Origin of the sequence: Bradyrhizobium sp. Arg237L (genome assembly GCF_029990105.1) — a bacterium.
In the GTDB taxonomy this organism is placed as follows: domain Bacteria; phylum Pseudomonadota; class Alphaproteobacteria; order Rhizobiales; family Xanthobacteraceae; genus Bradyrhizobium.
The window spans coordinates 66668-88221 of sequence record NZ_JAQMIL010000008.1; the positions used below are offsets into that span (position 1 = coordinate 66668).

Consider the following 21554-nt stretch of genomic DNA (forward strand, 5'->3'; position numbering starts at 1 on the left):
AGACAAAGGTAGGCGTTATGCAACGAAGAACGTTCTTGAAAATGTGGTCCATGGCCACGGCCGTGGGTTTGGCGATGGCCGCACCCGTTGCGGCTCCGGCTGCCGAGCCGCTGAAGGTCGCTTTCGTCTATTTGGGACCGCGTAGCGACGGAGGCTGGACGCAGCAACACGATCTGGCCCGGCTGGCGCTTGAGAAGGCGATGGGCTCTGCGATCAAGACCACCTTCGTGGAAAACGTCCCGGAAACCGCGGACTCCGAACGCGTCTTCCGTCAGCTCGCAGCCGACGGCAACAAGCTGATCTTTGCGACTTCGTTCGGCTACATGGAGCCGCTTCAGAAGGTCGCCAAGCTGTTCCCGGACGTCAAGTTCGAGCACGTCAACGGCTTCAAGACGGCGGCCAATATCACGGTCTACGAGCCGCGCTTCGAGGAAGGCTTCTACCTGATCGGCACGATCGCCGGGCTTATGACGAAGACGAACACGCTTGGCTTCATCGGTTCGTTCCCGATCCCGAGCGTCATGCGCAATATCAACGCGATGGCCCTTGGTGCTCAAGCCGTGAATCCGAAGATCAAGGTAAAGCCGATCTGGGTCAACACCTGGTATGATCCCGGCAAGGAGCGCCAGGCGGCAGACACGTTGATTGCGCAGGGTGCGGACAACGTTGCCCAGAATACGGACTCGCCGGCCTCGATCCAGGCAGCGCAGGAGAAGGGCACCTATGCGTTCAGCATCGATGCCGATATGTCGAGCTTCGGCAAGAAAGCCCAGCTCTCTGGCTCGACGGAGGACTGGAGCGGTTATTACATCGACGAGACCAAGAAGGTGCTCGATGGCACCTGGACCGGTAATCGGCGCATCCGCTGGGGTCTCAAGGAAGGATTGGTGGTGATGGCTCCGCTCAATCCCGATATCCCGCCAGAAGTTGTGAAGGTGTTTGAGGAAAAGAAGGCGGCGATCATCGCGGGCACGCTTAATCCATTTGCCGGACCGATCAAGGACAACACCGGCAAGGAAATGGTTCCCGCCGGCGGCAAGATGTCCGAGGCCACTTTCAGCTCGCTCAATTGGTACGTTGAAGGGGTCGAGGGTACCGTTCCAAAATAAGGCTTAACCGTCGGGCGGGCGACAAGTCAGCGAACGAAGTGCGGGTGTCTCGCGGCAAGACCACCTGCACTTTGCGCTGTAGGGCGGCCGATAGGACCAATTCGTCCTCGATGGGCCGGCGTAGACAGCCTTCATCCGCTCGCCTCGCGCATCATCGTCTTGAGCAATTCCGCCAGCACGCTTGCGATCGCGCTGGTTCCCCGTTCGTGACCGATCAGCATCAAGGTCTGGGATTCGTGCGACAGTTCGCGGACCGGCAGGTAGACGAGGCGTCCCGCCCGCCGCTCAAACTCGATATCGAACGGCGTGAGAAAGGTGATCCCGTTGTCGACCATCGCGGAGTGCCTCATGATCTCGATGGCATTGGTCTCGATGATTGGCTGCAGATCCAGTGAGACGCGCGTAAACGCGGTGTTCAAGTAAGGCCTGATCGCGCTCGTGTCGTCGGCAACGACAAGTGGATAGTCGATGCAGTCGCTCAGCCGGATACCGGTTCGCTTCGCAAGCGGATGGTTCGGCGCCATGACGGCACCGAGCTTGGCGCCGGCGCGCGCCAGGACCTTCAGATTGCCGTCCTTGGTAAAGTCGAATCCGATACCGAGATCGGCTTCGCCGTTGGCGACAGCGAACTGAATCTCCTCGCCCGTGTTGAACAGCGTCAGATTGAGCTTGACCCTCGGATTGGCGATCCGGAACGCCTTTACCGTTCCAGGGACCAGGTTCGACGCGAGCCCGCTCATCATCGCCATGGTGATCTCGCCGCGCCGCAGCCCCTTGAGCTCCTCGATCTTGGTTTGCGCGCGCGTCAGTTCTTTCAGGGTCTGCCTGACGTGGCCGATCAGAACTTCTCCTGCAGCGGTCAGGACCAGCTTCTTTGGCAGCCGTTGAAAAATTGGCGTGCCCAATTGGCTTTCCAGAGCCAGGATCTGGCGGCTGATGGCGGAAGCCGCGACGTTCAAATGATTGGCAGCCTTGCGGATCGAGCCCGTCCGCGCAACCTCGTCGATATAGTTCAACAGCCGACCGTGAAGCATTTCCCTTCTACCCGGTTGTGCCTTTCGGAGCAGATGACCTCGCGTTGCCCAAAAGGCAACGGACTTGCCGAATTAAAGCGCTTTCAAGTGATGGCGGCGCGTGCACAATCGCAAGCCTGAATAGCAGGCAATCCGCGCCGGACTCTTTTGCAGGCCTCCGGCGCAGCCAGCCGTGGGAGCCGAATGAAAGAATGGTGCTGAAGTCGCATTGGTGGTGGGATCTGAGCACGAAGGATTTCGCCGAACTCGACGCGGAGAGCGTGGTCGCGATCCTGCCCGTGGGCGCCGTCGAGCAGCATGGGCCGCATCTGCCCGTTAGGGTCGATGCCGCCATCAATGCGGGCATCATGGCCCGAGCAGTTGAGCTGATGCCGCCGGATTTGATGGCGCTGGTCTTGCCGATGATGCCGGTCGGCAAATCCGACGAGCATCTGGCATTTCCCGGCACGCTGACATTGTCGCACGAAACACTCGGGCGCGTCTGGTACGAACTGGGCGAGTGCGTCCATCGCGCTGGCGTCCGCAAGATTCTGTTCCTGAATTCGCATGGCGGTCAGCCGCAGTTACTCGAGATCGTCTGCCGCGATTTGCGCGTCAAGCTCGGTATGTTCGCCGTCAGCGTGATGTGGCCGCGGCTGATCGACCTGGATGCCCTGTTTCCGCCCGAGGAAAATCGGCATGGCATTCATGGCGGTCAGAGCGAGACCAGCGTGATGCTGCATCTGCATCCCGAGCTCGTAGAGATGAATCATGCTGAACACTTCGTCCCGCTGTCGGTCGAGATCGAACGCGAGTCGCAAATGCTCGGTCCAGAAGCCGGCGCCAAGTTCGGCTGGCAGGCGCAGGACCTGCATCCAAAGGGCGCCTGCGGCGACGCCACCAAGGCGACTGCCGAGCTTGGCCGGCTGGTCGTCGAGCGCTCTGCTGCTCGGCTTATCAAGCTGATCGAGGAGATCAGCCGTTATCCATTGTCGCGCATCACGGCCCATACGGCGTTCGATGGATCGCGGCGCGGATGACCAGAAGGAGATTGAACACGTGGCATTCAGTGCCGTAGACCTTGCGCAGGCGACAGCTTTCCGGATTTCACCGAAGGACACCAATTACTTCGTGATGCTGTTCGATCAGGAGACCGACCGGATCGACAACGTCTTCGTCATCGAGATATTCAAGGTCGGCGGCGCCACGCCGCCGAACGAACATAGCCGGGCGCATGAATTCTTCCACGTCCTGCACGGGGAGGGCGTTGCGCATTGCGACGGCAAGACCGTGGCGATCAAGAAGGGCGACTCGCTTCTGCTGCATCCGGGTTCCGAGCATGTGATCGAGAACACCGGCACCGGCAAGCTCTACACGCTCACGGTGATGACGCCGAATGAAGATTTCGCCGAGCTGATCCGCGGCGGCGAGCGCGTCGAGCTCGAAGCCGACGACATCCGCATCCTGCAGGGGCAATAGCCGATGAGTTCGGCCTCACATCGTGCCAGCGAGGACGGAGCTTTGCGGCCGCTCGGATCGAGCGAGCGCAATCGCTGGTGCGTGTCAGCGGCTCGCGCCGACCTGGTGCGCGATCCGATTCCACCGAAACCGGTGACACTGCAGGCCGACGGCAAGCTGATCACCATCGATCTCGCGCGCACGGCGATGATCGTGGTCGATATGCAGAACGACTTCTGCCACCCGAACGGCTGGCTGGCGCATATCGGCGTGGATGTCGCCCCGGCGCGGCGGCCGATCGCCCCGCTGCGCCGGCTGCTCCCACTGCTGCGCAAACATGATGTGCCGGTGATCTGGGTCAACTGGGGCAACCGGCCCGACCGGCTCAATCTCAGCCCGGCGCTTCTGCACGTTTATAACCCCGATGGCCGCGGCGTCGGTCTCGGCGATCCGTTGCCTGGCTCCGGCGCAAAGGTGCTCGAGCGCGGAAGCTGGTCGGCCGCGATTGTCGATGAGCTCGAGACCGATCCGTCCGATATCCAGGTTGCGAAGTATCGGATGTCTGGTTTCCAGGACACCGAGCTCGACAGCATTCTGCGCAATCTCGGCGTCACCACGCTGATGTTCGCCGGCGTCAATGCCGACCAGTGCGTGTTGTGCACGCTGCAGGACGCCAATTTCCGCGGCTATGACTGCCTGCTACTGGAAGACTGCGCGGCTACCACTTCGCCGGACTATTGCCTCGCAGCGACCCTCTACAATGTGCGCCAATGCTTCGGCTTCGTCACGAGTTCGCAGACGATCGTCGCAGGGCTCGGCGAAGGCGAGCTGCAAGCAACGAAGATCATGCCATGAACGACCTTTCCGATAGCCTCGCGCGTCTCATCGACGATCTCGGCGACGTTCCTGTCGTTACCGATCCCAAGGTCGTGCGCCGGCGCTCGCGCGATTTCTTCTGGTACAGCCCGGTGCTGAACGAGCAATTGAACGGCATGTCGGCCGATCTCGTCGCCTCGCCGCGGGACGAAGCCGACGTCGTCCGCGTTGCTGCCGCCTGTGCTCGGCATCGCATTCCGATCACGGTGCGCGCGGGTGGCACCGGCAATTACGGCCAAGCCGTGCCGCTGCGCGGCGGTGTGCTGCTCGACGTTCTGGCGCTCGACAGTACCAAATGGGTCAAGCCGGGCCTGATCCGGGTCGGCGCTGGCGCAAAGCTGAACACGATCGATGCCGAGCTGCAGCCCCACGGCTGGGAGCTGAGGATGCATCCGTCCACCAAGCGCACGGCGACGATCGGCGGCTTCGTGGCGGGCGGATCGGGCGGCATCGGCTCGGTCATTCACGGTGGCTTGCGCGAGCCCGGCAATATCCTCGCCGCGCGCGTAGTCACGGTCGAGGAAGAGCCGCGCGTCATCGAGTTGCGTGGCGACGCGGCGCAGAAGATCAACCGCGCCTACGGCACGACCGGCATCATCACCGAACTCGAAATGCCGCTGGCGCCCGCCTGGCGATGGATCGATGTCGTGGTGGCGTTCGACGATTTCGTCGACGCGGCCGCGTTCGGCTACGAGGCCGCGCTGGCGGATGGGATCGTCAAGAAGCTGCTGTCGCCGATCACCGCACCGCTGCCGTCGTATTTCGGTGCGCTGAAGCCGTACTGTCCCGACGGCAAGAGCATCCTGATCGCGATGATCGCCGAACCCTCGCTCGAGAGCTTCAAGTCGCTATTGGCGGGCCGCGGCACCATCACGCTGGAGACGCCGACCGACGAGAGTCCGGGGCAGGTGCCGCTCTACGAATACACTTGGAACCACACCACGCTGCAGGTCCTGAAGACCGACCGTTCGGTCACCTATCTACAATGTCTTTATCCGCATGACCGGCTGATGGAGAAGGTGGTCGAGATGCGCAAGTTGTTTCGGGACGAGGTGTTGCAGCATCTGGAGTTCATTCGCTTCGGCGGCCGCGTCACCTGCAGTGGGCTGCCCGTCGTGCGCTACACCAATGCAGACAGGCTGAACGAGATCATCAGCCTGCACGAGGCGCGCGGCGTCCATATCGCCAATCCGCATGTCTTCACGGTGGAGGACGGCAGCCGCTATAAGCGCGCCGATGCCGATCAGCTCGGCTTCAAGCACGAGGTCGATCCGTACGGCCTGCTCAACCCCGGCAAGATGCGCAGCTTCGTGCTCGAGCGGCCGTGAGATGCGGGTGCTCTATGTCTATTGCCATCCGCTGAGCGAAAGCTTTCACGCCGCGATCCGGAAAGAGGCGCTGGCCGGGCTGGCTGAGGCGGGCCACACCGTCGACCTGCTCGACCTCTATGCTGAGGGCTTTGATCCGGTACTGACGGCGGAGCGCCGGCGCGACTATCACGACCCCGCGCGCAACCGCGCCAACAACCAGGCCCATGCCGACCGCCTGATGGCCGCGGACGCGCTGGTCGTGCAGTTCCCTACCTGGTCCTTCGGTCCGCCGGCGATGCTGAAGGGCTGGTTCGACCGGATGTTCGGTCCCGGCATTGCGCTGGATCTGTCGGATCCGTCGCATGCCAAGCCGATGCTGATGCATATCCGCCGTATCACCGGCATCTCGACCTATGGTCGCCCGCGCTGGCAGGCGATCGGCATGGCTGATCCGCCGCGCCGGATCATCAAGCGCTACCTGCGCTGGTTCACCGGCTCGAAAGCGTCGGTCAGTTACTACGCGCTCTATCACATGAATGTCGCGACGGATGCGCAGCGCGGCCGGTTCCTCGCCAAGATAAGGCGCGAGATGGTGCGGTTCTAACCGTCCGCGGGCGCGGCGGCGATCGCCTCGATCTCGACGAAGAACTCAGGACGCGTGAAGCCGGACACGATCACCAGGGTCGAAGCCGGCGGAGTTCCCTGAAAATGCCGGTCGCGTGAGCGCATATAGCCCTGCATGTGCTCGCGGGCGGTCACGTAAGCATTGAGCCGGATGACATTTGCAAGCGTCATACCGTCCTCGGCGAGGATGGCCGCGATATTGGCAAAGCACAGATCAGCCTGCTGCTCGCATTGCGACGGGATCGTCTCGTCGGCGGCAATGCCGAGCTGGCCCGAGGTGACGACGAGGCGATGGTTTGGTGCAACGGAAACGCCGTGGCTGTAGCGCGCAAAGGGCGGCCTGATCGAAGCTGGAGAAAGCGCACGCAAGGTCACCCCCGGGAGACAACTGTTAGCAGGGCGCAAAGCGTAACGCCGATTGCCTGCTACTTCCACCACATACGCCACGCGCCCTCTAGAACTCCGCGATCGACGCTGTTGCTTCAAAGGCAACGGATCGCTCGAATAAAAATGCTTTCAGGCGACAGGCGGCTGTGCATCCTTGGCATCCATTGAGGACGGATTGTCACGTCGACAATGCCGGTCCGGGATCATGGGCCGGGCGCAACGCCGGCCATAACGGGGAAGCCGCAATGGCCATGAAGTTCCTGCCGCGAACGATCGCAATCACCCTGGTCGGCGCCGGCGCGTTGTTCGGCTCGATGGGGTCGACGTTCGCCGCGGACAAAGTGACGTTCCTGACGAGCTGGTTCGCGCAGGCCGAACATGGCGGCTTCTATGAAGCAAAGGCGACCGGGCTGTACGAGAAGGCCGGCCTCGACGTGACCATCAAGATGGGTGGTCCGCAGGTCAACGGCTCGCAGCTCCTGCTCGCCGGCGAGACCGATTTCCTGATGGGCTACGACATCCAGGTGTTGAAGGGGCGGGAGCAGAACCTGCCGCTGGTCACAGTCGCCTCGTCCTTTCAATTCGACCTCCAGGGACTGATGACGCATGACGATGTCGCCAACATCGCAGCGCTCAAGGGCAAGCCGATCCTGATCGCAGGCTCCTCCCGCGTTACGTTCTGGCCCTGGCTCAAGGCCAAGTACGGATTCACCGACGATCAGATCCGCCCTTACACGTTCAACCTGCAGCCTTTCTTCGCCGACAAGAACATGGCCCAGCAGGCCTATCCGTCGTCCGAGCCCTATCAGGCCGAGCAGCAGCACGAGAAGGTGAAGTTCTTCCTGCTCGCCGACGGCGGCTATCCGCCTTATGGTTCAACAATCGTCACCACCGAGAAGATGATCGCCGAGAAGCCCGATGTCGTGGCGCGCTTCGTCAAGGCCTCGCTCGAGGGCTGGCGCGACTATCTGAAGAATCCTGCGCCGGCCAATGCGCTGATCAAGGCCGACAACCCGAAGATGACTGACGGACAGATCGCGTTCGCGCTCGAGAAGCTGAAGGAGAACAAGGCCATCGACGGCGGTGATGCCGCAAAGCTCGGCATCGGCGTGATCACTCAGGATCGCTACAAGCAGATCTACGATTTCCTGGTCGCGGGCGGCCTGCTCGATCCCAAGGTGGACTGGCACAAGGCCTATGACGATCGCTTCGTCAAGGACCTGAAGATCGGAGTGCAATAGTGGGCCGATGAACGCTCTCTTGCCGGGCGAGCCGCTTGATGAAGGCGGACCACGGATGGTGACGGGCGGCGAACGACCGCCCGCAGTCGAAGTGCTGTCGGCCGAGAAAGTGTTCTCGAACGGCGCGCGGGGACTGGCGCCGATCAATCTGACGATCGCCGATGGCGAGTTCCTGACACTGATCGGTCCGTCCGGCTGCGGCAAGAGCACGCTGCTGAAACTGATCGCGAACCTGATCGAGCCATCGGATGGCCGGCTGTTGTGGTGGCGCGGAGGTTTCTCGCAGGTCGGGCAGGAGGGCAGGCGGTTCGCCTTTGTCTTTCAGGAGCCGACCTTGATGCCCTGGGCGCGCGTCGAGGCCAATGTTCGGCTTCCGCTGGAGCTGTCCAACGTTGCCAAGACCAAAGCTGCGCCGCTGGTGACTGAAGCGCTCGAACAGGTAGGCTTGTCCGCTTTCACCAGGCATTTCCCGCGCCAACTCTCCGGCGGCATGAAGATGCGGGTCTCGATCGCGCGTGCGCTGGTGACGAAGCCAAATCTGCTGCTGATGGATGAGCCGTTCGGCGCGCTGGACGAGTTCACGCGCAACAAGCTCGACGCTGACTTGATCCGCCTGTGGTGGGAAGGCAAGTTGACGACGGTGTTCGTGACCCACTCGATCTATGAAGCCGTGTTCCTATCGACGCGCATCATCGTGATGGCGGCAAACCCAGGCCGCATCTTCCGCACCATGACCATCGACGAGCCGCAGCCGCGCGGCGAGGGCTTTCGCGACAGCCCGAAATTCGCCGCCTACTGCCGGGAACTTTCGACCTGGCTTGCGGAGGCGTCGCTGCCATCCGCATCGGCAGGTGTCTCATGAGGCCGTTGCTGCAGTCGGAGACGTTCGTGCGGATCGTCGCCCCGCTGGGGGTGGGGATCGCGCTGTTCGCACTGTGGGAGGTCGGCTTTCGGCTGGCCTCGGTGCCGGTCTATCTGTTTCCGAAGCCGAACGACATCTTCACAAGCTTCGTCAACAATGGACCGTCGCTGTTCCGCGCATTGCTGGTCACGTTGCGCGTGACATTGCAGGCGTTTGCCGCAGCCGTCATCATCGGGACGCTGGTCGCATTCATGTTCGCGCAGAGCCGTGCGATCGAGATCAGCCTGTTCCCCTATGCGGTGCTGCTGCAGGTGACGCCAGTCGTCGCGATCGCGCCGCTGATCATCATCCTCGTCAAGAACACACAGCTCTCGCTGACGATCTGCGCGACGCTGGTCGCACTGTTCCCGATCATCTCCAACACTACGCTCGGCTTGCGCAGCGTCGATCCGGGGCTCGCCAATTATTTCCGGATGAACCGCGCCAGCCGGCTCAAGACCCTGGTCAAGCTCCGCATCCCTGGCGCGTTGCCCTATTTTTTCGGCGGCCTGCGGATTTCCAGTGGGCTCGCCTTGATCGGCGCCGTGGTCGCCGAATTCGTTGCCGGCACCGGCGGCCGCTCGTCGGGGCTTGCTTACGAAATCCTCGATGCCGGCTTCACGCTCGATATTCCCCGCATGTTCGCGGCGCTGTTCCTGATCACACTGACCGGTGTCGTGCTGTTCGCCGCGATGGTCGTGCTATCGAGGCTGGCGCTGTCGAACTGGCACGAAAGCGAAATAAGGACCGAGACATGACTGCGATGCTGATCGAGAACGCCGTCGGGATCTTCACCGGCCTGCCGGGTGCCGCGATGCGTGCGACGGGCGCCGTCCGCATCCGCGACGGCGTCATTGCCGAGATCGGAGCGCTCGAGCCGCAGCCGGACGAGCAACGGCTCGATGCGCGCGGTTGCGTTATCTATCCAGGCCTGATCTCCACCCATCATCACATGTTCCAGAGCGTGATGAAGGGCGTCGCCGCCGGCATCAACCTTCCGCTCGCGGGCTGGCTGCGCGCGGCGCCCTACAGGCTATGGTCGAAGCTCGACGAGGAGGCGCTTGCGGTCGCCGCGAAGATCGCTTTGTCCGAGCTGCTGCTGTCGGGGACGACGACGGCCGCCGATCACCACTATCTCTTCAGCGACACATTCAGGTTCGATCCCGCCCATGTGATCTTCGAGGTCGCGCGCAGCCTGGGCATCCGCCTGGTGTTCTGCCGCGGCGGCGCCACCAAGGACCGTCACATGAACGCCGACGACTTTCCGCCGTTGCCGGTGGAAACGCTCGACTCCATGCTGAAGTCGGTCGAGGCCTGCGCGCAGCGCTTCCATGATCCATCGCCGCGCAGCCTGACGCGCGTGGCGCTGGCGCCGACCACGCCGACCTGGTCGCTCGACCCCGGCGAGCTGAAGGAGGTGATCGCGGCGGCGCGGCGGATCAAGCTCAGGCTGCATAGCCATCTCTCCGAGACCGCTGACTATGTCGACTTCTGCCTCACGGTCCACGGCAAGCGTCCGGTGGAATGGCTCGCCGACCACGACTGGCTGGGGCCCGACATCTGGTTTGCGCATCTCGTCCATCTCGATCCCGGGGAGGTCGAGATGCTCGCAAGCACCGGTACCGGCATGGCGCATTGCCCGCAATCCAACTGCCGCCTCGGCTCCGGTGTCGCGCCGGCCGATCACATGGCGCGGCTTGGCGGCGCGGTGTCGCTCGGTGTCGACGGCGCGGCCTCCAACGAGGCGGCTGACATGATCAGCGAAATGCACAGCTGCTGGCACACCCATCGCGCCGTAAAGGGCGCGCATGCCGTGACGGCCGAAGACGTCGTGCACTGGGCGACCGCCGGCGGCGCCCGCGTCCTCGGTTTCCCGGAGATCGGCACGCTTGCGCCGGGACAGCAGGCCGACATCGCGATCTTCGATCTGAACCAGCCGCGGCACTTCGGCATGCACGATCCGATGATCGCGCCGGTCACCTGCGCCGGCAGCGCGCATGTGCGTTACCTTTTGGTCGGTGGCCGCATCGTGGTCGAGGACGGCGCCATTCCAGGCCTCGATATCGCAAAACTCAGATCCGATGCCCTCCGCGTGGTCGAGCGGATGGCGGCCTGATAGCGGAGGAAATCATGCTCAGCACCAAACAGCCGGTACTTCGCCGCTTCTGGTATGCGACCGTGCCGCTCGAGCATCTCAAGGATGGTCCAAAGCCATTCACCCTGCTCGGTGAACCGATCGTGCTGTTCCTCGATGCAGAGGGACAGCCGGCGGCGCTCGAAGACCGCTGCTGTCATCGCACCGCGAAACTGTCGAAGGGCTGGTGCAAAAACGGCAACATCGTCTGCGGCTACCATGGTTGGGAGTATGATCGTGACGGCAAGCTCGTGATGATCCCGCAGTTCCCGTTCGAGCAGCCCGTTCCTGAGGCGCGAGCGCAGTCATTTCGGGCGCGGGCGCGATACGGCTATGTTTGGATCGCGCTGGATGAACCGTTGCGCGACATTCCCGAAGTTCCCGAGGATGGTCGTCCGGATTATCGCCGCATCCACCAGTTCTACGAAAAATGGAATACCGCTGCGCTGCGGCTGATGGAGAACTCCTTCGACAACGCCCACTTCGCTTTCGTGCACAAGGGCACTTTCGGCAACATCAATCAGCCCAAGCCAGAGAAATACGAGATCGTCGAGACCGACGAAGGCTTCGACGCCGAGACCGTCATCACCGTTCGCAATCCGCCGAGTGCCCATCGGATCAGCGGCACGACTGATCCGGTCACGAAGCGACACCAGCGTAACAAATGGTTCATGCCGTTCTGCAGGCGGCTCGACATGGAGTATCCATCGGGCATCCGGCATATCATCTTCAATTGCGCGACGCCGATCTCCGACGGCCAAATACAGGTCGTTCAGATCCTCTTCCGTAACGACACCGAGGCCGACTGCTCGACCCAGGAATTGATCGACTGGGATGCCGCGATCATCGCTGAGGACCGCGACATGCTCGAATCGACCGACCCCGACGCTATAGTGGATATGAGCCGGAAGATCGAAATGCACATGCCATCGGACCGGCCGGGCATGATCATGCGCAAGCGACTACTTGAACTCCTGCGAGCGCATGATGAGGAGGAGCAGCCTAAGCCCCAACTGGCTTAAAGCAAGGTTCAGAGAATACGATTGCAGCTAGGTGCAGATGGTCTATCTTAACGATAGCTCGACCTGTGTGTACCGAAAACCTAAACCCGGACGTAGTGGTGATGGAGTCCGCCAAGGATCGCCGTCGATTTGATGCTGCCGGTCGGCTGAACCGGACGAGAGACCGGCGCATCCTTATCCAACGACCGATGCGGTCTAATGTCGTCGTAGTAGCGGGCATAAGATCGCAGAGTTCGGCGTAGATGCGCCTCGCCCCGGACAATGACGTGGTCGACGCATTCTCGCCGGATTGATCCGATCAGCCGTTCCGCGTAGCCGTTCTGCCACGGCGAGGCTGATGCAGTCGGCTTGTCCCGGATGCCCATGGCCCGCAATCGGCGCGTGACGACGCGGCCATAGATCCGATCCCGATCTCGGATGAGGTAATGCGGAGCCCCGTCCCAAGGAAATGCCTCCGTGATTTGACGTGCAACCCATTCGGGCGTCGGATGTGCTGTGACGTTGATCCAGACGAGGTCTCTGCGGTCGAGCCGGACGATGACGAGGGCATAGAGCGGCGCCCCAAAGCGGATTGTCGACGCTGATCCGTCGGATCAATCCACGCAGCTCGGTGTCGATCTGCGGCCGGCCTCCTGAAGATCGCGACTTCCAACGCCAGTAGCAGCGAAAGCCGGACCTGTGCCAACGCACGAGCGTATCGGGCCGGACGATGGTGAGAACCTCCAGGATTGATGGGAACCATCGATACAGCTGGATCAAGAACCAGCGATCATGGTTCGTGAGACGGACACGACCATTCGGCCTGCGCCTCAAGACAATCAACTGATGTCGAAGCGCTACGTTCTCAGCCACAAGCCGGATTTTCGACTTGAATGGACAGGCCAAGACCGCCACGACGAAACACAGGGGCCCGAACATTCCGCCAGCTTAGGCGATTCTATCACGTCAGCAACTCGGATAGGGTTTTCGGTACACGCAGCTCCGTTGTAGCCACTAAGAACATTACTCTTGCTTATCGGGTGAGCGTTCATTCATCGTCAGAGTCGATATATGTCGCTGCATGAATTTCGTGTTCTTACTTCCGTCTGTGAAGTAAACATTGTTGTTTCTCACACATCGCGGGCAGTCGTTTTGCGTTGCATCAATGCGCGTCAACAAAATCTGCGCGTTGATGTGAAGGAAGATATGTAGGAGCACGAAATTTCGAGCCACTCGGTGATGGCCAGGCCGCTCCTGAAAGAGGGAAAGATAAGCGTGCCAGACGTGGATCTGTTCTCAGGCGAGGGCCTGCACGGTGCAAAGGATCCGCCAAGGCTGGTTGCTCGGCGAGGTCGCAGCGAGATCGCCTTCGCAGGCATCATGGGCAGCGGGCCGGGCATTGAGAGTCTGGTGGCTCGGACCGTTCGTGCTGCGGGACCGAAATCTAACAGAAAGCGCGCAATGGCGAAAAGGCAAAACGCAGTTGATCTGCTTGGGATCCGGATAGCCGAAGCTATCGTTCTGACACTTCTTGAGGAAGGTCGGAAATCTAGCACGGCCTTTGAAGAAGTCGAAGAACGCCTTGTGCGGGTCCATCGCCGCCTGCGTCAGCGGGTGGTGCGGAACTTCGTAAAGGAAGTCAGAGTGCTCCGTCAGGCCGATCAGTTCCTTGATCGGATCGAATTGAGAGAGCTTCCTCGGCTCGCCGCGCTCGTGCTCAAGGATCCTCTGATCCAGGCAGAGATTGTAGACCCCACCGGCAGCAACCGATTGTCCGCAGAAACAGTTCTTCCTCGGCGTCGTCGGCGTAGATCCTGAAAGTCGTCGGCATGGACTACTATCCGGACCTCGATCTCTTCGCTCGGACCGAACTGCTCCAGGGGACTCCTCCGGACGCGCTCCGGGTCCTTCAAGCTTGGGCGGGACGAAGGCGTCTTGCCGCTGGCGACATCCTGTTTCAACAGGGCGACCGCACGACGTCTCTTTTCCTGGTGATCGCGGGCCGGCTACGGGCTTCGCAGATGGCCCAGGGCGGTCAGCAGATTATCATCCGTTATATTGGTCCGGGAGAGGTCGCGGGCTGCGCGGCGTTTGTGGCAAACGATACCCATCCCGGCACCGTGACCGCTGTGGACGACAGTCATTTGATTGGCTGGACGAGTGCCAGCCTCAGACAGATCATGGAGCGTTATCCCGTTATTGCCATCAATGCCGTCGCGCTGCTGTGCCGGCGATACCACGAGATGCAGATTCGTCTGCGAGAAGTCTCGACCGAACGGGTCGAGCGTCGGATTGGTCATACCCTTCTTCGTCTGGCGCATCAGTCGGGGCGCCGGACGGCGCGCGGCATCGAGATCGCGTTTCCACTGTCCCGCCGTGACCTCGCCGAAATGGTCGGAACCACCCTGTATACCGTCAGCAGAATCGTCAGCGTGTGGGAGGAGCGGGGCATCGTCAGCTCCGGGCGGCGCCGCGTAGTCCTGTGCAAGCCGCATGCTCTCGCGGCCATCGCAGACGAAGAAGAATAGTAAGCCTGGGCGCTCACGCCGACTCTGACCTGGCTCGCGGCATATGGTCCCGAGGATTGGCGTCGCCGTGACGCTTTTTCGCTCGCATCAGCTGAAAAAATCAATCATGGAACGCGCCGAGCGTATGAAGGCCAACGCAGCTGGGTGATCGATGCCCTCCCTATGCACGATCGCCACCTCGGATGGCTGCAGGCCTGGCAAATCCCGAATGATCACGCCAGGCAGGCGATAATTTTTCAGCGACGCTGGTGCAATCGCGATGCCGACCCCCGCTGCCACGAGCAGGCTCAGCGTATACATGTCGCTGGCTTCGTGGATGGCCGCAGGGCGAATGCCGGCATCGCTCAGAACAAGCGATTGCGCTGCAGCGTATCCGGGTGCGTTACGCTTTGAATAAGTGACGAACTCTGCGCCGTCGAGATGACACAGCTCGAGATCCGGTTGCGTCGCCAGCCGGTGCGACGCTGGCAGGAACAGCTTGAATGGCTCCTTGTGAATGAGGATGGTGTGCAATCCTCGTGGCTCGAGCAGCGGAAGACGCAAAAAGCCGACGTCGAGCATCCCACTCCTGATCAGGCCGAGCTGCTCGGCTGTCAGATGATGGCGCAGATCGAGTTCAACGCGCGGGTAATCCTTGCGAAAAGCGGCGATCAGGGGTGGAATCACATAGGCTGCGGCGGTCGAGATGAACCCGATCCGCAATCGACCGATCTTGCCCTCGGCTGCCAGCCTTGCCCGCTCGACAGCGCGCGTTCCGATGTCCAGGATATCCCGGGCCTCCTTGAGGTAGATCCTTCCAGCATCGGTCAATGTCGTCTTCTGGTGCGAACGCTCGAAGAGCAGAACACCGAGCTCCTGCTCGAGCTTGTCGATCTGCGTGCTGAGAGCCGGCTGGCTCAGATGCATATGCTCGGCCGCTCGGCTGAAATGGAGCGCCTCGGCGACGGCGAGGAAGCACCGCAGTTGAACGATTTCCATCTACACGCGTCCTTGGGGTGAGGTCTGTAACCTTGAATCGTGCGAAAGACGGCGGTCATTAGCCGTTGGTTCGATGACGAAGGTCAGCCGGCTCACACGTCAGACTTTCGCGGGCGCGAAGGGCCATATCGATGAACAGACGGGTCTCAGTCTGTGTCGTGTGCTTGCGCAAGATGACGCCGATCTCGGCCGCCGGTAACCAGTCCGCTCTCAGAAAAGCGAGGCCTGGCAAGTTGTAGTTGCGCGCGGAGATCGGGGCGATGGCGATGCCGATGCCGACCGAAACCAATGATACCAGGGTATACATTTCTCCGACCTCCTGGACGACGTCTGGATTGATTCCGTTATTGTTCAGCGTTCGCATGATTATGTCGTGATACCCCGGCGCGTTGCGTCGCGAATACATGATGAAGGAATTTCCTTCGATATCTCGCGGCCGGATCATCGTCTGCTGTGCCAATGGATTGTCCTTGGATACAACCACGGCATGGTCTTCGCTATGAACCGTGAGCATCTCGACATCGTGCGGAAACAGCAGTGGCAAACGAATGAAGCCGACGTCGAGGGCGCCGGCTTCGACCAGGGTGAGCTGCTCGGTATTGATGTGATTTTGCAGCCTCAGCTCGACCTGTGGGAAAGATTGGCGAAACTCGGCAACGAGCTTGGGAAGGAAGTGCCCGGTGATCGCGGTTGAAATAAAGCCAACTTTGAGTTGCTGCAGGATGCCGGTAGAGGCGCGACGGGTGTGCTCCGCCGCGTGCTGTGCCGTTGCCAGCATCTCGCTGATCTCGGCGCGAAAGATATTTCCTGCGTAGGTGAGCCGCGTCTCCTGGCGGCCGCGCAACAGCAGGCTCACGCCGATCTCATCCTCCAGATTCTGAATTGCGAGGCTCAGTGCCGCCTGGGTAAGGCCGAACTCCTCCGCGGCCTTGCGGAAGTTCAGATGTTCCGCGACTGCCAGAAACATCTGGAGTTGACGAATTTTCATGAGTTGCGGCCCCAGATCACTCTGCGACGAGAAACCCGACGCAAACGAAGCCGTCATTTGTCGAGGTTATCACGAACATCAAACTGACGAATTAACTTGAGCGCAACGTTTGTCATAAGCGGACGGTTCGACATTGCGCTAGATCAACGGAAGCGCGCATTACAAGCGTTCCAAAGCCCGCGAATTCGTCTCATCTGTTGATTGTAAATGAGCTGCATGGCGTCGCCATACGACCCGCTCCGATCGACAGAACTTATCACGGATCTCAAAACATACGATTTCACCTGCGATCGATCATCCAGCAATCTCTCGTCGTCATCAGTTGCGTAGCTCGATGATCTTCCGAAGTCGGGCTCACGAATTGAAATCGTCCGCTGGAGAGATCGAAGATGGATGTCACAACATATAAAGCGGCTTATACCGCTCATAACTGGTCAACGCGCCGAGAGGGAAAGCAGCGTCGAATGGCGCTCGTGAGCCCTTGGATGAACGGGAAATTCCTTCCGCAAAAGAAAATCGTCGAGGCGCTGGAGACCCTGCTGGTTCCGGGCGACCGTGTTGTCATCGAGAGCGTGCAAAAGCAGGCCGACTTCCTGTCGCGCTCGCTCGCCAAGGTGAACCCGAAAAAGGTTCACGATCTGAAGGCGGTGATCTGGGCGATCGCACGCCCCGATCACATGGAGATATTCGAGCAGGGAATCGCCAGCGAGGTCGACTTCAGCTTTGCGGGTCCGCAGAGCCTCCGTCTCGCGCAGATGCTCGAAGACGGGCAGATCAAGGTGAACTCGATCAACACCTATGTCGAGCTTTCAGCGCGCTTGTTTGTCGATTTGATTCCGAATGCGGTGCTGGTCTGCGCCGATATGGCCGATCATGAGGGCAATATCTACACCGGCGCCAATACCGAAGACACGCCGTCGATGGTCGAAGCTGCTGCATTTCGCGACGGCATCGTCATCGTCCAGGTCAACCAGATCGTCGATAAGCTTCCACGCATCGATATTCCCGGCGGCTGGATCGACGTGATCGTTGAATCCGATCGCCCGTTTGCCAAGGAGCCGATCCAGACCCGTGATCCCAAGGATATCAAGGAGCTACAGATCCTCACGGCGATGATGGTGATTCGCGGCGTCTATGAGCGCCATCAGGTTCTCTCGCTCAACCATGGCGTCGGTTTCGACACCGCGTCGATCGAGCTGCTGCTGCCGACCTATGGTGGCAAGCTCGGCCTGAAGGGAAAAATCTGCCGCAACTGGATTCTCAATCCGCAGCCGACCCTGATCCCCGCGATCGAGAGCGGATGGGTAGAGAGCGTTCATAGCTTCGGCAATGAAGACGGTATGGAGAAGTATGTCGCGGCGCGCCCCGATATCTACTTCACTGGCCAGGATGGCAGCCTTCGGTCGAATCGCGTGTTCGCCCAGTTGGCCGGCCATTACGCTGTCGACCTGTTCGCGGGCTCGACCCTGCAGATCGACTCCGAGGGCAATTCCTCGACGGTCACGAAGGGACGCATCGCCGGCTTTGGTGGCGCTCCCAACCTCGGTAGCGATGCGCGCGGCCGTCGCCATCCCTCGCCGGCGTGGTTGTCATTGATCACATCGGATGACGCCACCGTGCGCGGCCGCAAGCTATGCGTGCAGGTGGTCGAGACGTTCAAGGCCGGCGGCGTGCCGCTGTTCGTTGAGACGCTCGATGCGGTCCAGGTTGGTAAGGACGCCAAGCTGCCGATCGCGCCGGTGATGCTCTACGGCAACGACGTCTCGCATGTCGCGACCGAAGAGGGCATTGCCTACCTCTACAAGGCGGATGGCCTCGAAGAGCGTCGCGCGGCTGTCGCGGCCGTCGCCGGTGTCACCAAGGTCGGCCTCAAGTCGAATGCCAAGCAGGTCAAGCGGCTGCGGGAGAAAGGCGTGGTCGCTTACCCCGAGGATCTCGGCGTGCGGCGTTCCGATGCCAACCGATCGCTGCTGGCAGCGCGCAGCATGAAGGATCTCGTGACTTGGTCCGGCGGTCTCTACGAGCCCCCCGCACGCTTCAGGAGCTGGTGATGAGGTCGCTTTCCGCCCGCCGCGCGGAGAAGGCAGACGCCCAGGTCGCATCGACCTTCTCCGTCCCGATCAGCGTCTTCCCGGCGCAACTTGCCACCTTGGCCGTCGATTCCCTGATCGCGGAAGCCAGCCTGACGCCCAAGCCAGGGCTGGTCGACAGTCGAGGACCCGGCGCTCATGCCGATCTCGACATCGACCTGATGCATCGGTCGGCCCGCTCGCTCCATTCCTGCTTCCGGGACATGTCCCGGGCTGCAAGGGGGGCGGTTGTCGGCCGGCAGATTCGCGAGCAGCTCGCAGCAATCGGCCGTGAGGGCGAAGTTGCGATGTTTGCAGCGACGGGTGGCGTCAATACACACAAGGGTGCCATCTGGTCCCTCGGTTTGCTGGTGGCGGGAGCGGTGATGTCCACCCGGCCCGGCGATGCCGAGGACATTGCAGCCATCGCTGGCGGCATCGCGCGCTTCAGCGATAGCCGAATGCCGACCGGCGCGACCAACGGCAGTCGGGTGGTCGAGCGCTATGGCGTGCCCGGTGCCCGCGGCGAAGCTCAGAGCGGCTTCCCGCACGTCGTGAGCATCGGTCTTCCAGCCCTGCGGCGGGCCCGCTCTCGCGGTATCGCCGAGACCTTCGCCAGACTGGATGCTCTGCTGTCGATCATGGCGACGCTTGACGACACCTGCCTGCTCCATCGCGGCGGTCCCAAGGCCCTCGAAACGGCCAAGACCGGCGCGGCTGAAATCCTCCGACTGGGCGGCACATCGACCCAGCCAGGTAGCGATGCGCTGGGTCAACTAGACATCGATCTGCTTGAGCTGAACGCCTCTCCGGGAGGCAGCGGAGATCTGCTTGCCGCCACTCTGTTCCTGGACTCCCTCAACGACACGTCGGCGGGCTCGCCTGTCAACATCGACCACAAAGGAGCTTTTTCGCAATGGAAATCCTGAACTTTCAATTCCCTTCATCGAAGGTGAAAGCGCGACGTGCCCATGTCGGCGTTGTCGGATCGGGTGATCTCGAGATCCTGATGGAGCCTTCCATCGACGACGCCACCCACGTCACCATCCAGACCAGCGTCACCGGCTTCGGTGACACCTGGAAAGCCGTCCTCGAGCGATTTCTCGGCCAGCACCCGGAAGCCGCAAGTATCGAGATTAACGATTTTGGCGCCACTCCCGGCACGGTGGCGTTGCGTCTTCAGCAGGCTGTCGAGGAGAGCCAGTCATGACCTTCACGCCAATACTATCCGACGAGGTTGTCGCATTGAGCACTCGTCGCAGCTACATCGAGCTCAACGCGCGGGCACGGGCTCAGCAATTGCTCGATCAGGGCACGTACCGCGAATTGCTGGGTCCGTTCGATCGGGTGGAATCGCCCTGGCTCCCGATGCAGGGAATCGTCACGCAGTCCGATGACGGCTGCGTCGTAGCCAAGGGCAAGATCGATGGGCAGCCGGCCGTCGTCATCGCCATGGAAGGCAAATTCCAGGGCGGCTCGATCGGCGAAGTCTGCGGCATGAAAATGGCCGAGGCCTTCCGCCTGGCGCGCCTCGACAACGAGAAGGGCATCCCGACCCGCGCGGTGCTGTCGCTCGAAAGCGGCGGCGTGCGGCTTCAGGAAGCCAACATGGGCGAACTGGTGATCGCCGAGATCTACAGCGAGATGGTGGCGTTGCGCAAACATACGCCGCTGATCGTCGTCATCGCGGGACCAACCGGCTGCTTTGGCGGCATGTCGCTCGCCGCCGGCCTCGCCTCCTACGTAGTGATGACGAGGCAGGCACGTCTCAGCATGAACGGCCCCGAAGTGATCGAACTGGAAGCCGGCAAGGACGAGTTCGTGGCCAGCGACAAGCCGTTCGTGTGGAGCGTCAATGGCGGCGCGCAGCGCTTCGCCACCGACTTTGCGGACGTCCTTCTTGAGGACGATGCAAACGCGGTGACCGAGGCCGTCAAGGATCTGTTCCGCAAGGGGCAGCCCGCGCAACTGCGAACCGACAAATACGACCTCTTCATCAAACGCCTGAAGTCGATGGATCCATCCAAGCAGTGGACGGGCGAAGACATTCGGAATGCATGGAAGGCAGGTGCGAAATGACCAATCCTCTCAACAATCGCGGGCGCAAGTGGTTCGAGGCCCTTACCGGCAGTACCGGCAAGGTCGAGGGCAACCCCGGTTCTCTCATGGTTGCCGAGGCCAATCTCGGCAGCGAGAAAGCGGTCTTCGTCGGCGTTGCGCCTGATGCCAACGCGCGCTTCCCGCGGACCGGCCACACGGAGGTCGGTCTTGAGGAAGGTTGGTACGGCACGAAGAATCTGCGTGCCGTCATCGAGGCGGACAAGAACGGTCCGAAACGTCCGATCATCACGGTTTGCGACTCCAAGAGTCAGGCCTATGGCCGCCGTGAGGAGTTGTTCGGCATCCACCTTGCTGCAGCCGCCATCATTGCAGCCTATGCCGATGCCCGCACTGCCGGTCATCCGGTGATCGCTCTGATCGTTGGACGCTGCGTGTCGGGCTCGTTCCTGGCGCTGGCGGGCCAGGCCAACCGGATGATCGCGTTCGACGATCCGGAGGTTCTGATTCACGCCATGTACAAGGACGCGGCGGCCCGCATCACGCGCCGCAGTGTCGCCGAACTCGACAAGCTGGGTGAGACGATTGTTCCGATGGCCTACGACATCGGGTCTTTCAACAAGCTCGGCGGACTTCACTCGCTGCTCAAAGTTGCCAACCCCGACACCCCGGCGAAGGCGACGGTCGAGCAGGTCAAGAGCGCCTTGATCGAGGCGATCGCAGACGCGCGCAACTCCCCGCGCACCCTTGATGTCCGCCTCGAGTCGGACGGCGCCAAGGCGTTCCGCAAGGGCTCTATCAAGGTCCGCGAGCTCATGACCCGGCAGTGGGCCCCCTCCTGACAAGAACTGCGCTCGTCTCCGAGAGGCGAGGCGAGCG

At 61.5% G+C, this 21554-nt stretch carries 24 protein-coding genes; 19 read left to right on the forward strand and 5 right to left on the reverse strand.

Annotation, left to right across the window (positions count from 1 at the left end; translation table 11 throughout):
- The first annotated feature begins 41 nt into the window (after positions 1-41).
- Positions 42-1109 (forward strand): BMP family ABC transporter substrate-binding protein, encoded by a 1068-nt coding sequence (locus tag OZ411_RS06870; RefSeq protein WP_207234420.1) that lies wholly within the window; start codon positions 42-44, stop codon positions 1107-1109.
- A 131-nt stretch (positions 1110-1240) separates the two neighbouring features.
- Here OZ411_RS06870 and OZ411_RS06875 read toward each other — a convergent pair whose 3' ends face one another.
- Complete coding sequence (locus tag OZ411_RS06875; RefSeq protein WP_130577862.1) at positions 1241-2143, reverse strand: LysR family transcriptional regulator; 903 nt, start codon at positions 2141-2143, stop codon at positions 1241-1243.
- 191 nt (positions 2144-2334) lie between these two features.
- Here OZ411_RS06875 and OZ411_RS06880 point away from each other — a divergent pair, with 191 nt between their 5' ends.
- Genes OZ411_RS06880 through OZ411_RS06900 form a run of 5 tightly spaced genes read left to right on the forward strand, consistent with a single transcriptional unit; the run spans position 2335 to position 6370 of the window.
- A complete protein-coding gene (locus OZ411_RS06880) occupies positions 2335-3162 on the forward strand; it encodes a creatininase family protein (RefSeq protein ID WP_282527316.1) in 828 nt (275 codons plus the stop codon).
- Positions 3163-3181: 19 nt separating this feature from the next.
- Positions 3182-3601: a cupin domain-containing protein gene (locus tag OZ411_RS06885; protein WP_282527317.1), complete on the forward strand. Its 420-nt coding sequence runs from the start codon at positions 3182-3184 to the stop codon at positions 3599-3601.
- Positions 3602-3604: 3 nt separating this feature from the next.
- Positions 3605-4435, forward strand: a complete 831-nt coding sequence (locus OZ411_RS06890) for a cysteine hydrolase (RefSeq protein ID WP_282527318.1) — start codon at positions 3605-3607, stop codon at positions 4433-4435.
- Entirely contained in the window at positions 4432-5784 is a 1353-nt protein-coding gene (locus tag OZ411_RS06895; protein WP_282527319.1) for an FAD-binding oxidoreductase, read from the forward strand. Before OZ411_RS06890 ends, OZ411_RS06895 begins: the two co-directional genes overlap by 4 nt.
- A 1-nt stretch (position 5785) precedes the next feature.
- Positions 5786-6370 carry an NAD(P)H-dependent oxidoreductase gene (locus OZ411_RS06900; RefSeq protein WP_282527320.1) on the forward strand — a complete coding sequence of 195 codons (585 nt, stop codon included), beginning with the start codon at positions 5786-5788 and terminating at the stop codon, positions 6368-6370.
- Here the strand turns inward: OZ411_RS06900 and OZ411_RS06905 are convergent.
- The gene (locus tag OZ411_RS06905) at positions 6367-6759 is read right to left on the reverse strand and encodes a RidA family protein (protein WP_282527395.1); all 393 of its coding nucleotides are present in this window, start codon (positions 6757-6759) and stop codon (positions 6367-6369) included. The genes OZ411_RS06900 and OZ411_RS06905 overlap by 4 nt on opposite strands.
- A gap of 263 nt (positions 6760-7022) precedes the next feature.
- Between OZ411_RS06905 and OZ411_RS06910 the strand changes: the two genes are divergently transcribed.
- Genes OZ411_RS06910 through OZ411_RS06930 form a run of 5 tightly spaced genes read left to right on the forward strand, consistent with a single transcriptional unit; the run spans position 7023 to position 12075 of the window.
- Positions 7023-8018 carry an ABC transporter substrate-binding protein gene (locus OZ411_RS06910; RefSeq protein ID WP_282527321.1) on the forward strand — a complete coding sequence of 332 codons (996 nt, stop codon included), beginning with the start codon at positions 7023-7025 and terminating at the stop codon, positions 8016-8018.
- Between the two features lie 55 nt (positions 8019-8073).
- Positions 8074-8880 (forward strand): ABC transporter ATP-binding protein, encoded by an 807-nt coding sequence (locus OZ411_RS06915; protein WP_282527396.1) that lies wholly within the window; start codon positions 8074-8076, stop codon positions 8878-8880.
- Positions 8877-9677: an ABC transporter permease gene (locus OZ411_RS06920; protein ID WP_282527322.1), complete on the forward strand. Its 801-nt coding sequence runs from the start codon at positions 8877-8879 to the stop codon at positions 9675-9677. The genes OZ411_RS06915 and OZ411_RS06920 overlap by 4 nt, the downstream gene beginning before the upstream one ends.
- Positions 9674-11035, forward strand: coding sequence for an amidohydrolase family protein (locus OZ411_RS06925; protein ID WP_282527323.1), 1362 nt, complete (start codon positions 9674-9676; stop codon positions 11033-11035). Before OZ411_RS06920 ends, OZ411_RS06925 begins: the two co-directional genes overlap by 4 nt.
- Positions 11036-11049: 14 nt before the next feature.
- Positions 11050-12075 (forward strand): aromatic ring-hydroxylating dioxygenase subunit alpha, encoded by a 1026-nt coding sequence (locus OZ411_RS06930; RefSeq protein ID WP_130577872.1) that lies wholly within the window; start codon positions 11050-11052, stop codon positions 12073-12075.
- 80 nt (positions 12076-12155) lie between these two features.
- Here OZ411_RS06930 and OZ411_RS06935 read toward each other — a convergent pair whose 3' ends face one another.
- A complete protein-coding gene (locus OZ411_RS06935) occupies positions 12156-12440 on the reverse strand; it encodes an integrase core domain-containing protein (protein ID WP_282527324.1) in 285 nt (94 codons plus the stop codon).
- 853 nt (positions 12441-13293) lie between these two features.
- On the opposite strand from OZ411_RS06935, the gene OZ411_RS06940 reads away from it, so the two are divergent.
- Together OZ411_RS06940 and OZ411_RS06945 are read left to right on the forward strand one after the other, a co-directional pair.
- Positions 13294-13872: a hypothetical protein gene (locus OZ411_RS06940; RefSeq protein ID WP_282527325.1), complete on the forward strand. Its 579-nt coding sequence runs from the start codon at positions 13294-13296 to the stop codon at positions 13870-13872.
- An 11-nt stretch (positions 13873-13883) separates the two neighbouring features.
- Positions 13884-14582, forward strand: coding sequence for a Crp/Fnr family transcriptional regulator (locus tag OZ411_RS06945; RefSeq protein ID WP_282527326.1), 699 nt, complete (start codon positions 13884-13886; stop codon positions 14580-14582).
- An 87-nt stretch (positions 14583-14669) separates the two neighbouring features.
- Here OZ411_RS06945 and OZ411_RS06950 read toward each other — a convergent pair whose 3' ends face one another.
- Complete coding sequence (locus OZ411_RS06950; protein ID WP_282527327.1) at positions 14670-15392, reverse strand: LysR substrate-binding domain-containing protein; 723 nt, start codon at positions 15390-15392, stop codon at positions 14670-14672.
- Between the two features lie 12 nt (positions 15393-15404).
- Here OZ411_RS06950 and OZ411_RS06955 point away from each other — a divergent pair, with 12 nt between their 5' ends.
- Positions 15405-15581: a hypothetical protein gene (locus OZ411_RS06955; protein ID WP_245475786.1), complete on the forward strand. Its 177-nt coding sequence runs from the start codon at positions 15405-15407 to the stop codon at positions 15579-15581.
- A 37-nt stretch (positions 15582-15618) separates the two neighbouring features.
- Here OZ411_RS06955 and OZ411_RS06960 read toward each other — a convergent pair whose 3' ends face one another.
- Positions 15619-16605: a LysR family transcriptional regulator gene (locus OZ411_RS06960; protein WP_130577877.1), complete on the reverse strand. Its 987-nt coding sequence runs from the start codon at positions 16603-16605 to the stop codon at positions 15619-15621.
- Between the two features lie 332 nt (positions 16606-16937).
- On the opposite strand from OZ411_RS06960, the gene mdcA reads away from it, so the two are divergent.
- Genes mdcA through mdcE form a run of 5 tightly spaced genes read left to right on the forward strand, consistent with a single transcriptional unit; the run spans position 16938 to position 21517 of the window.
- A complete protein-coding gene (gene mdcA / locus OZ411_RS06965; RefSeq protein ID WP_282527328.1) occupies positions 16938-18599 on the forward strand; it encodes a malonate decarboxylase subunit alpha in 1662 nt (553 codons plus the stop codon).
- Positions 18599-19546, forward strand: coding sequence for a triphosphoribosyl-dephospho-CoA synthase (locus OZ411_RS06970; RefSeq protein ID WP_282527329.1), 948 nt, complete (start codon positions 18599-18601; stop codon positions 19544-19546). Before mdcA ends, OZ411_RS06970 begins: the two co-directional genes overlap by 1 nt.
- A complete protein-coding gene (locus tag OZ411_RS06975; RefSeq protein WP_130577880.1) occupies positions 19534-19827 on the forward strand; it encodes a malonate decarboxylase subunit delta in 294 nt (97 codons plus the stop codon). Before OZ411_RS06970 ends, OZ411_RS06975 begins: the two co-directional genes overlap by 13 nt.
- Positions 19824-20696, forward strand: coding sequence for a biotin-independent malonate decarboxylase subunit beta (gene mdcD / locus OZ411_RS06980; RefSeq protein WP_130577881.1), 873 nt, complete (start codon positions 19824-19826; stop codon positions 20694-20696). Before OZ411_RS06975 ends, mdcD begins: the two co-directional genes overlap by 4 nt.
- Entirely contained in the window at positions 20693-21517 is an 825-nt protein-coding gene (gene mdcE, locus OZ411_RS06985) for a biotin-independent malonate decarboxylase subunit gamma (RefSeq protein WP_282527330.1), read from the forward strand. Before mdcD ends, mdcE begins: the two co-directional genes overlap by 4 nt.
- The last annotated feature ends 37 nt before the right edge of the window (positions 21518-21554 follow it).

Bases quoted from the DNA above. Each gene is read 5' to 3' on its own strand.
- OZ411_RS06870 (WP_207234420.1), top strand. From the start codon at position 42: ATGTGGTCCATGGCCACGGCCGTGGGTTTGGCGATGGCCGCACCCGTT.
- OZ411_RS06875 (WP_130577862.1), bottom strand. From the start codon at position 2,143: ATGCTTCACGGTCGGCTGTTGAACTATATCGACGAGGTTGCGCGGACG.
- OZ411_RS06880 (WP_282527316.1), top strand. From the start codon at position 2,335: ATGGTGCTGAAGTCGCATTGGTGGTGGGATCTGAGCACGAAGGATTTC.
- OZ411_RS06890 (WP_282527318.1), top strand. From the start codon at position 3,605: ATGAGTTCGGCCTCACATCGTGCCAGCGAGGACGGAGCTTTGCGGCCG.
- OZ411_RS06895 (WP_282527319.1), top strand. From the start codon at position 4,432: ATGAACGACCTTTCCGATAGCCTCGCGCGTCTCATCGACGATCTCGGC.
- OZ411_RS06900 (WP_282527320.1), top strand. From the start codon at position 5,786: ATGCGGGTGCTCTATGTCTATTGCCATCCGCTGAGCGAAAGCTTTCAC.
- OZ411_RS06910 (WP_282527321.1), top strand. From the start codon at position 7,023: ATGGCCATGAAGTTCCTGCCGCGAACGATCGCAATCACCCTGGTCGGC.
- OZ411_RS06915 (WP_282527396.1), top strand. From the start codon at position 8,074: ATGGTGACGGGCGGCGAACGACCGCCCGCAGTCGAAGTGCTGTCGGCC.
- OZ411_RS06920 (WP_282527322.1), top strand. From the start codon at position 8,877: ATGAGGCCGTTGCTGCAGTCGGAGACGTTCGTGCGGATCGTCGCCCCG.
- OZ411_RS06925 (WP_282527323.1), top strand. From the start codon at position 9,674: ATGACTGCGATGCTGATCGAGAACGCCGTCGGGATCTTCACCGGCCTG.
- OZ411_RS06930 (WP_130577872.1), top strand. From the start codon at position 11,050: ATGCTCAGCACCAAACAGCCGGTACTTCGCCGCTTCTGGTATGCGACC.
- OZ411_RS06935 (WP_282527324.1), bottom strand. From the start codon at position 12,440: ATGGGCATCCGGGACAAGCCGACTGCATCAGCCTCGCCGTGGCAGAAC.
- OZ411_RS06940 (WP_282527325.1), top strand. From the start codon at position 13,294: ATGGCCAGGCCGCTCCTGAAAGAGGGAAAGATAAGCGTGCCAGACGTG.
- OZ411_RS06945 (WP_282527326.1), top strand. From the start codon at position 13,884: ATGGACTACTATCCGGACCTCGATCTCTTCGCTCGGACCGAACTGCTC.
- OZ411_RS06960 (WP_130577877.1), bottom strand. From the start codon at position 16,605: ATGACGGCTTCGTTTGCGTCGGGTTTCTCGTCGCAGAGTGATCTGGGG.
- mdcA (WP_282527328.1), top strand. From the start codon at position 16,938: ATGGATGTCACAACATATAAAGCGGCTTATACCGCTCATAACTGGTCA.
- OZ411_RS06970 (WP_282527329.1), top strand. From the start codon at position 18,599: ATGAGGTCGCTTTCCGCCCGCCGCGCGGAGAAGGCAGACGCCCAGGTC.
- OZ411_RS06975 (WP_130577880.1), top strand. From the start codon at position 19,534: ATGGAAATCCTGAACTTTCAATTCCCTTCATCGAAGGTGAAAGCGCGA.
- mdcD (WP_130577881.1), top strand. From the start codon at position 19,824: ATGACCTTCACGCCAATACTATCCGACGAGGTTGTCGCATTGAGCACT.
- mdcE (WP_282527330.1), top strand. From the start codon at position 20,693: ATGACCAATCCTCTCAACAATCGCGGGCGCAAGTGGTTCGAGGCCCTT.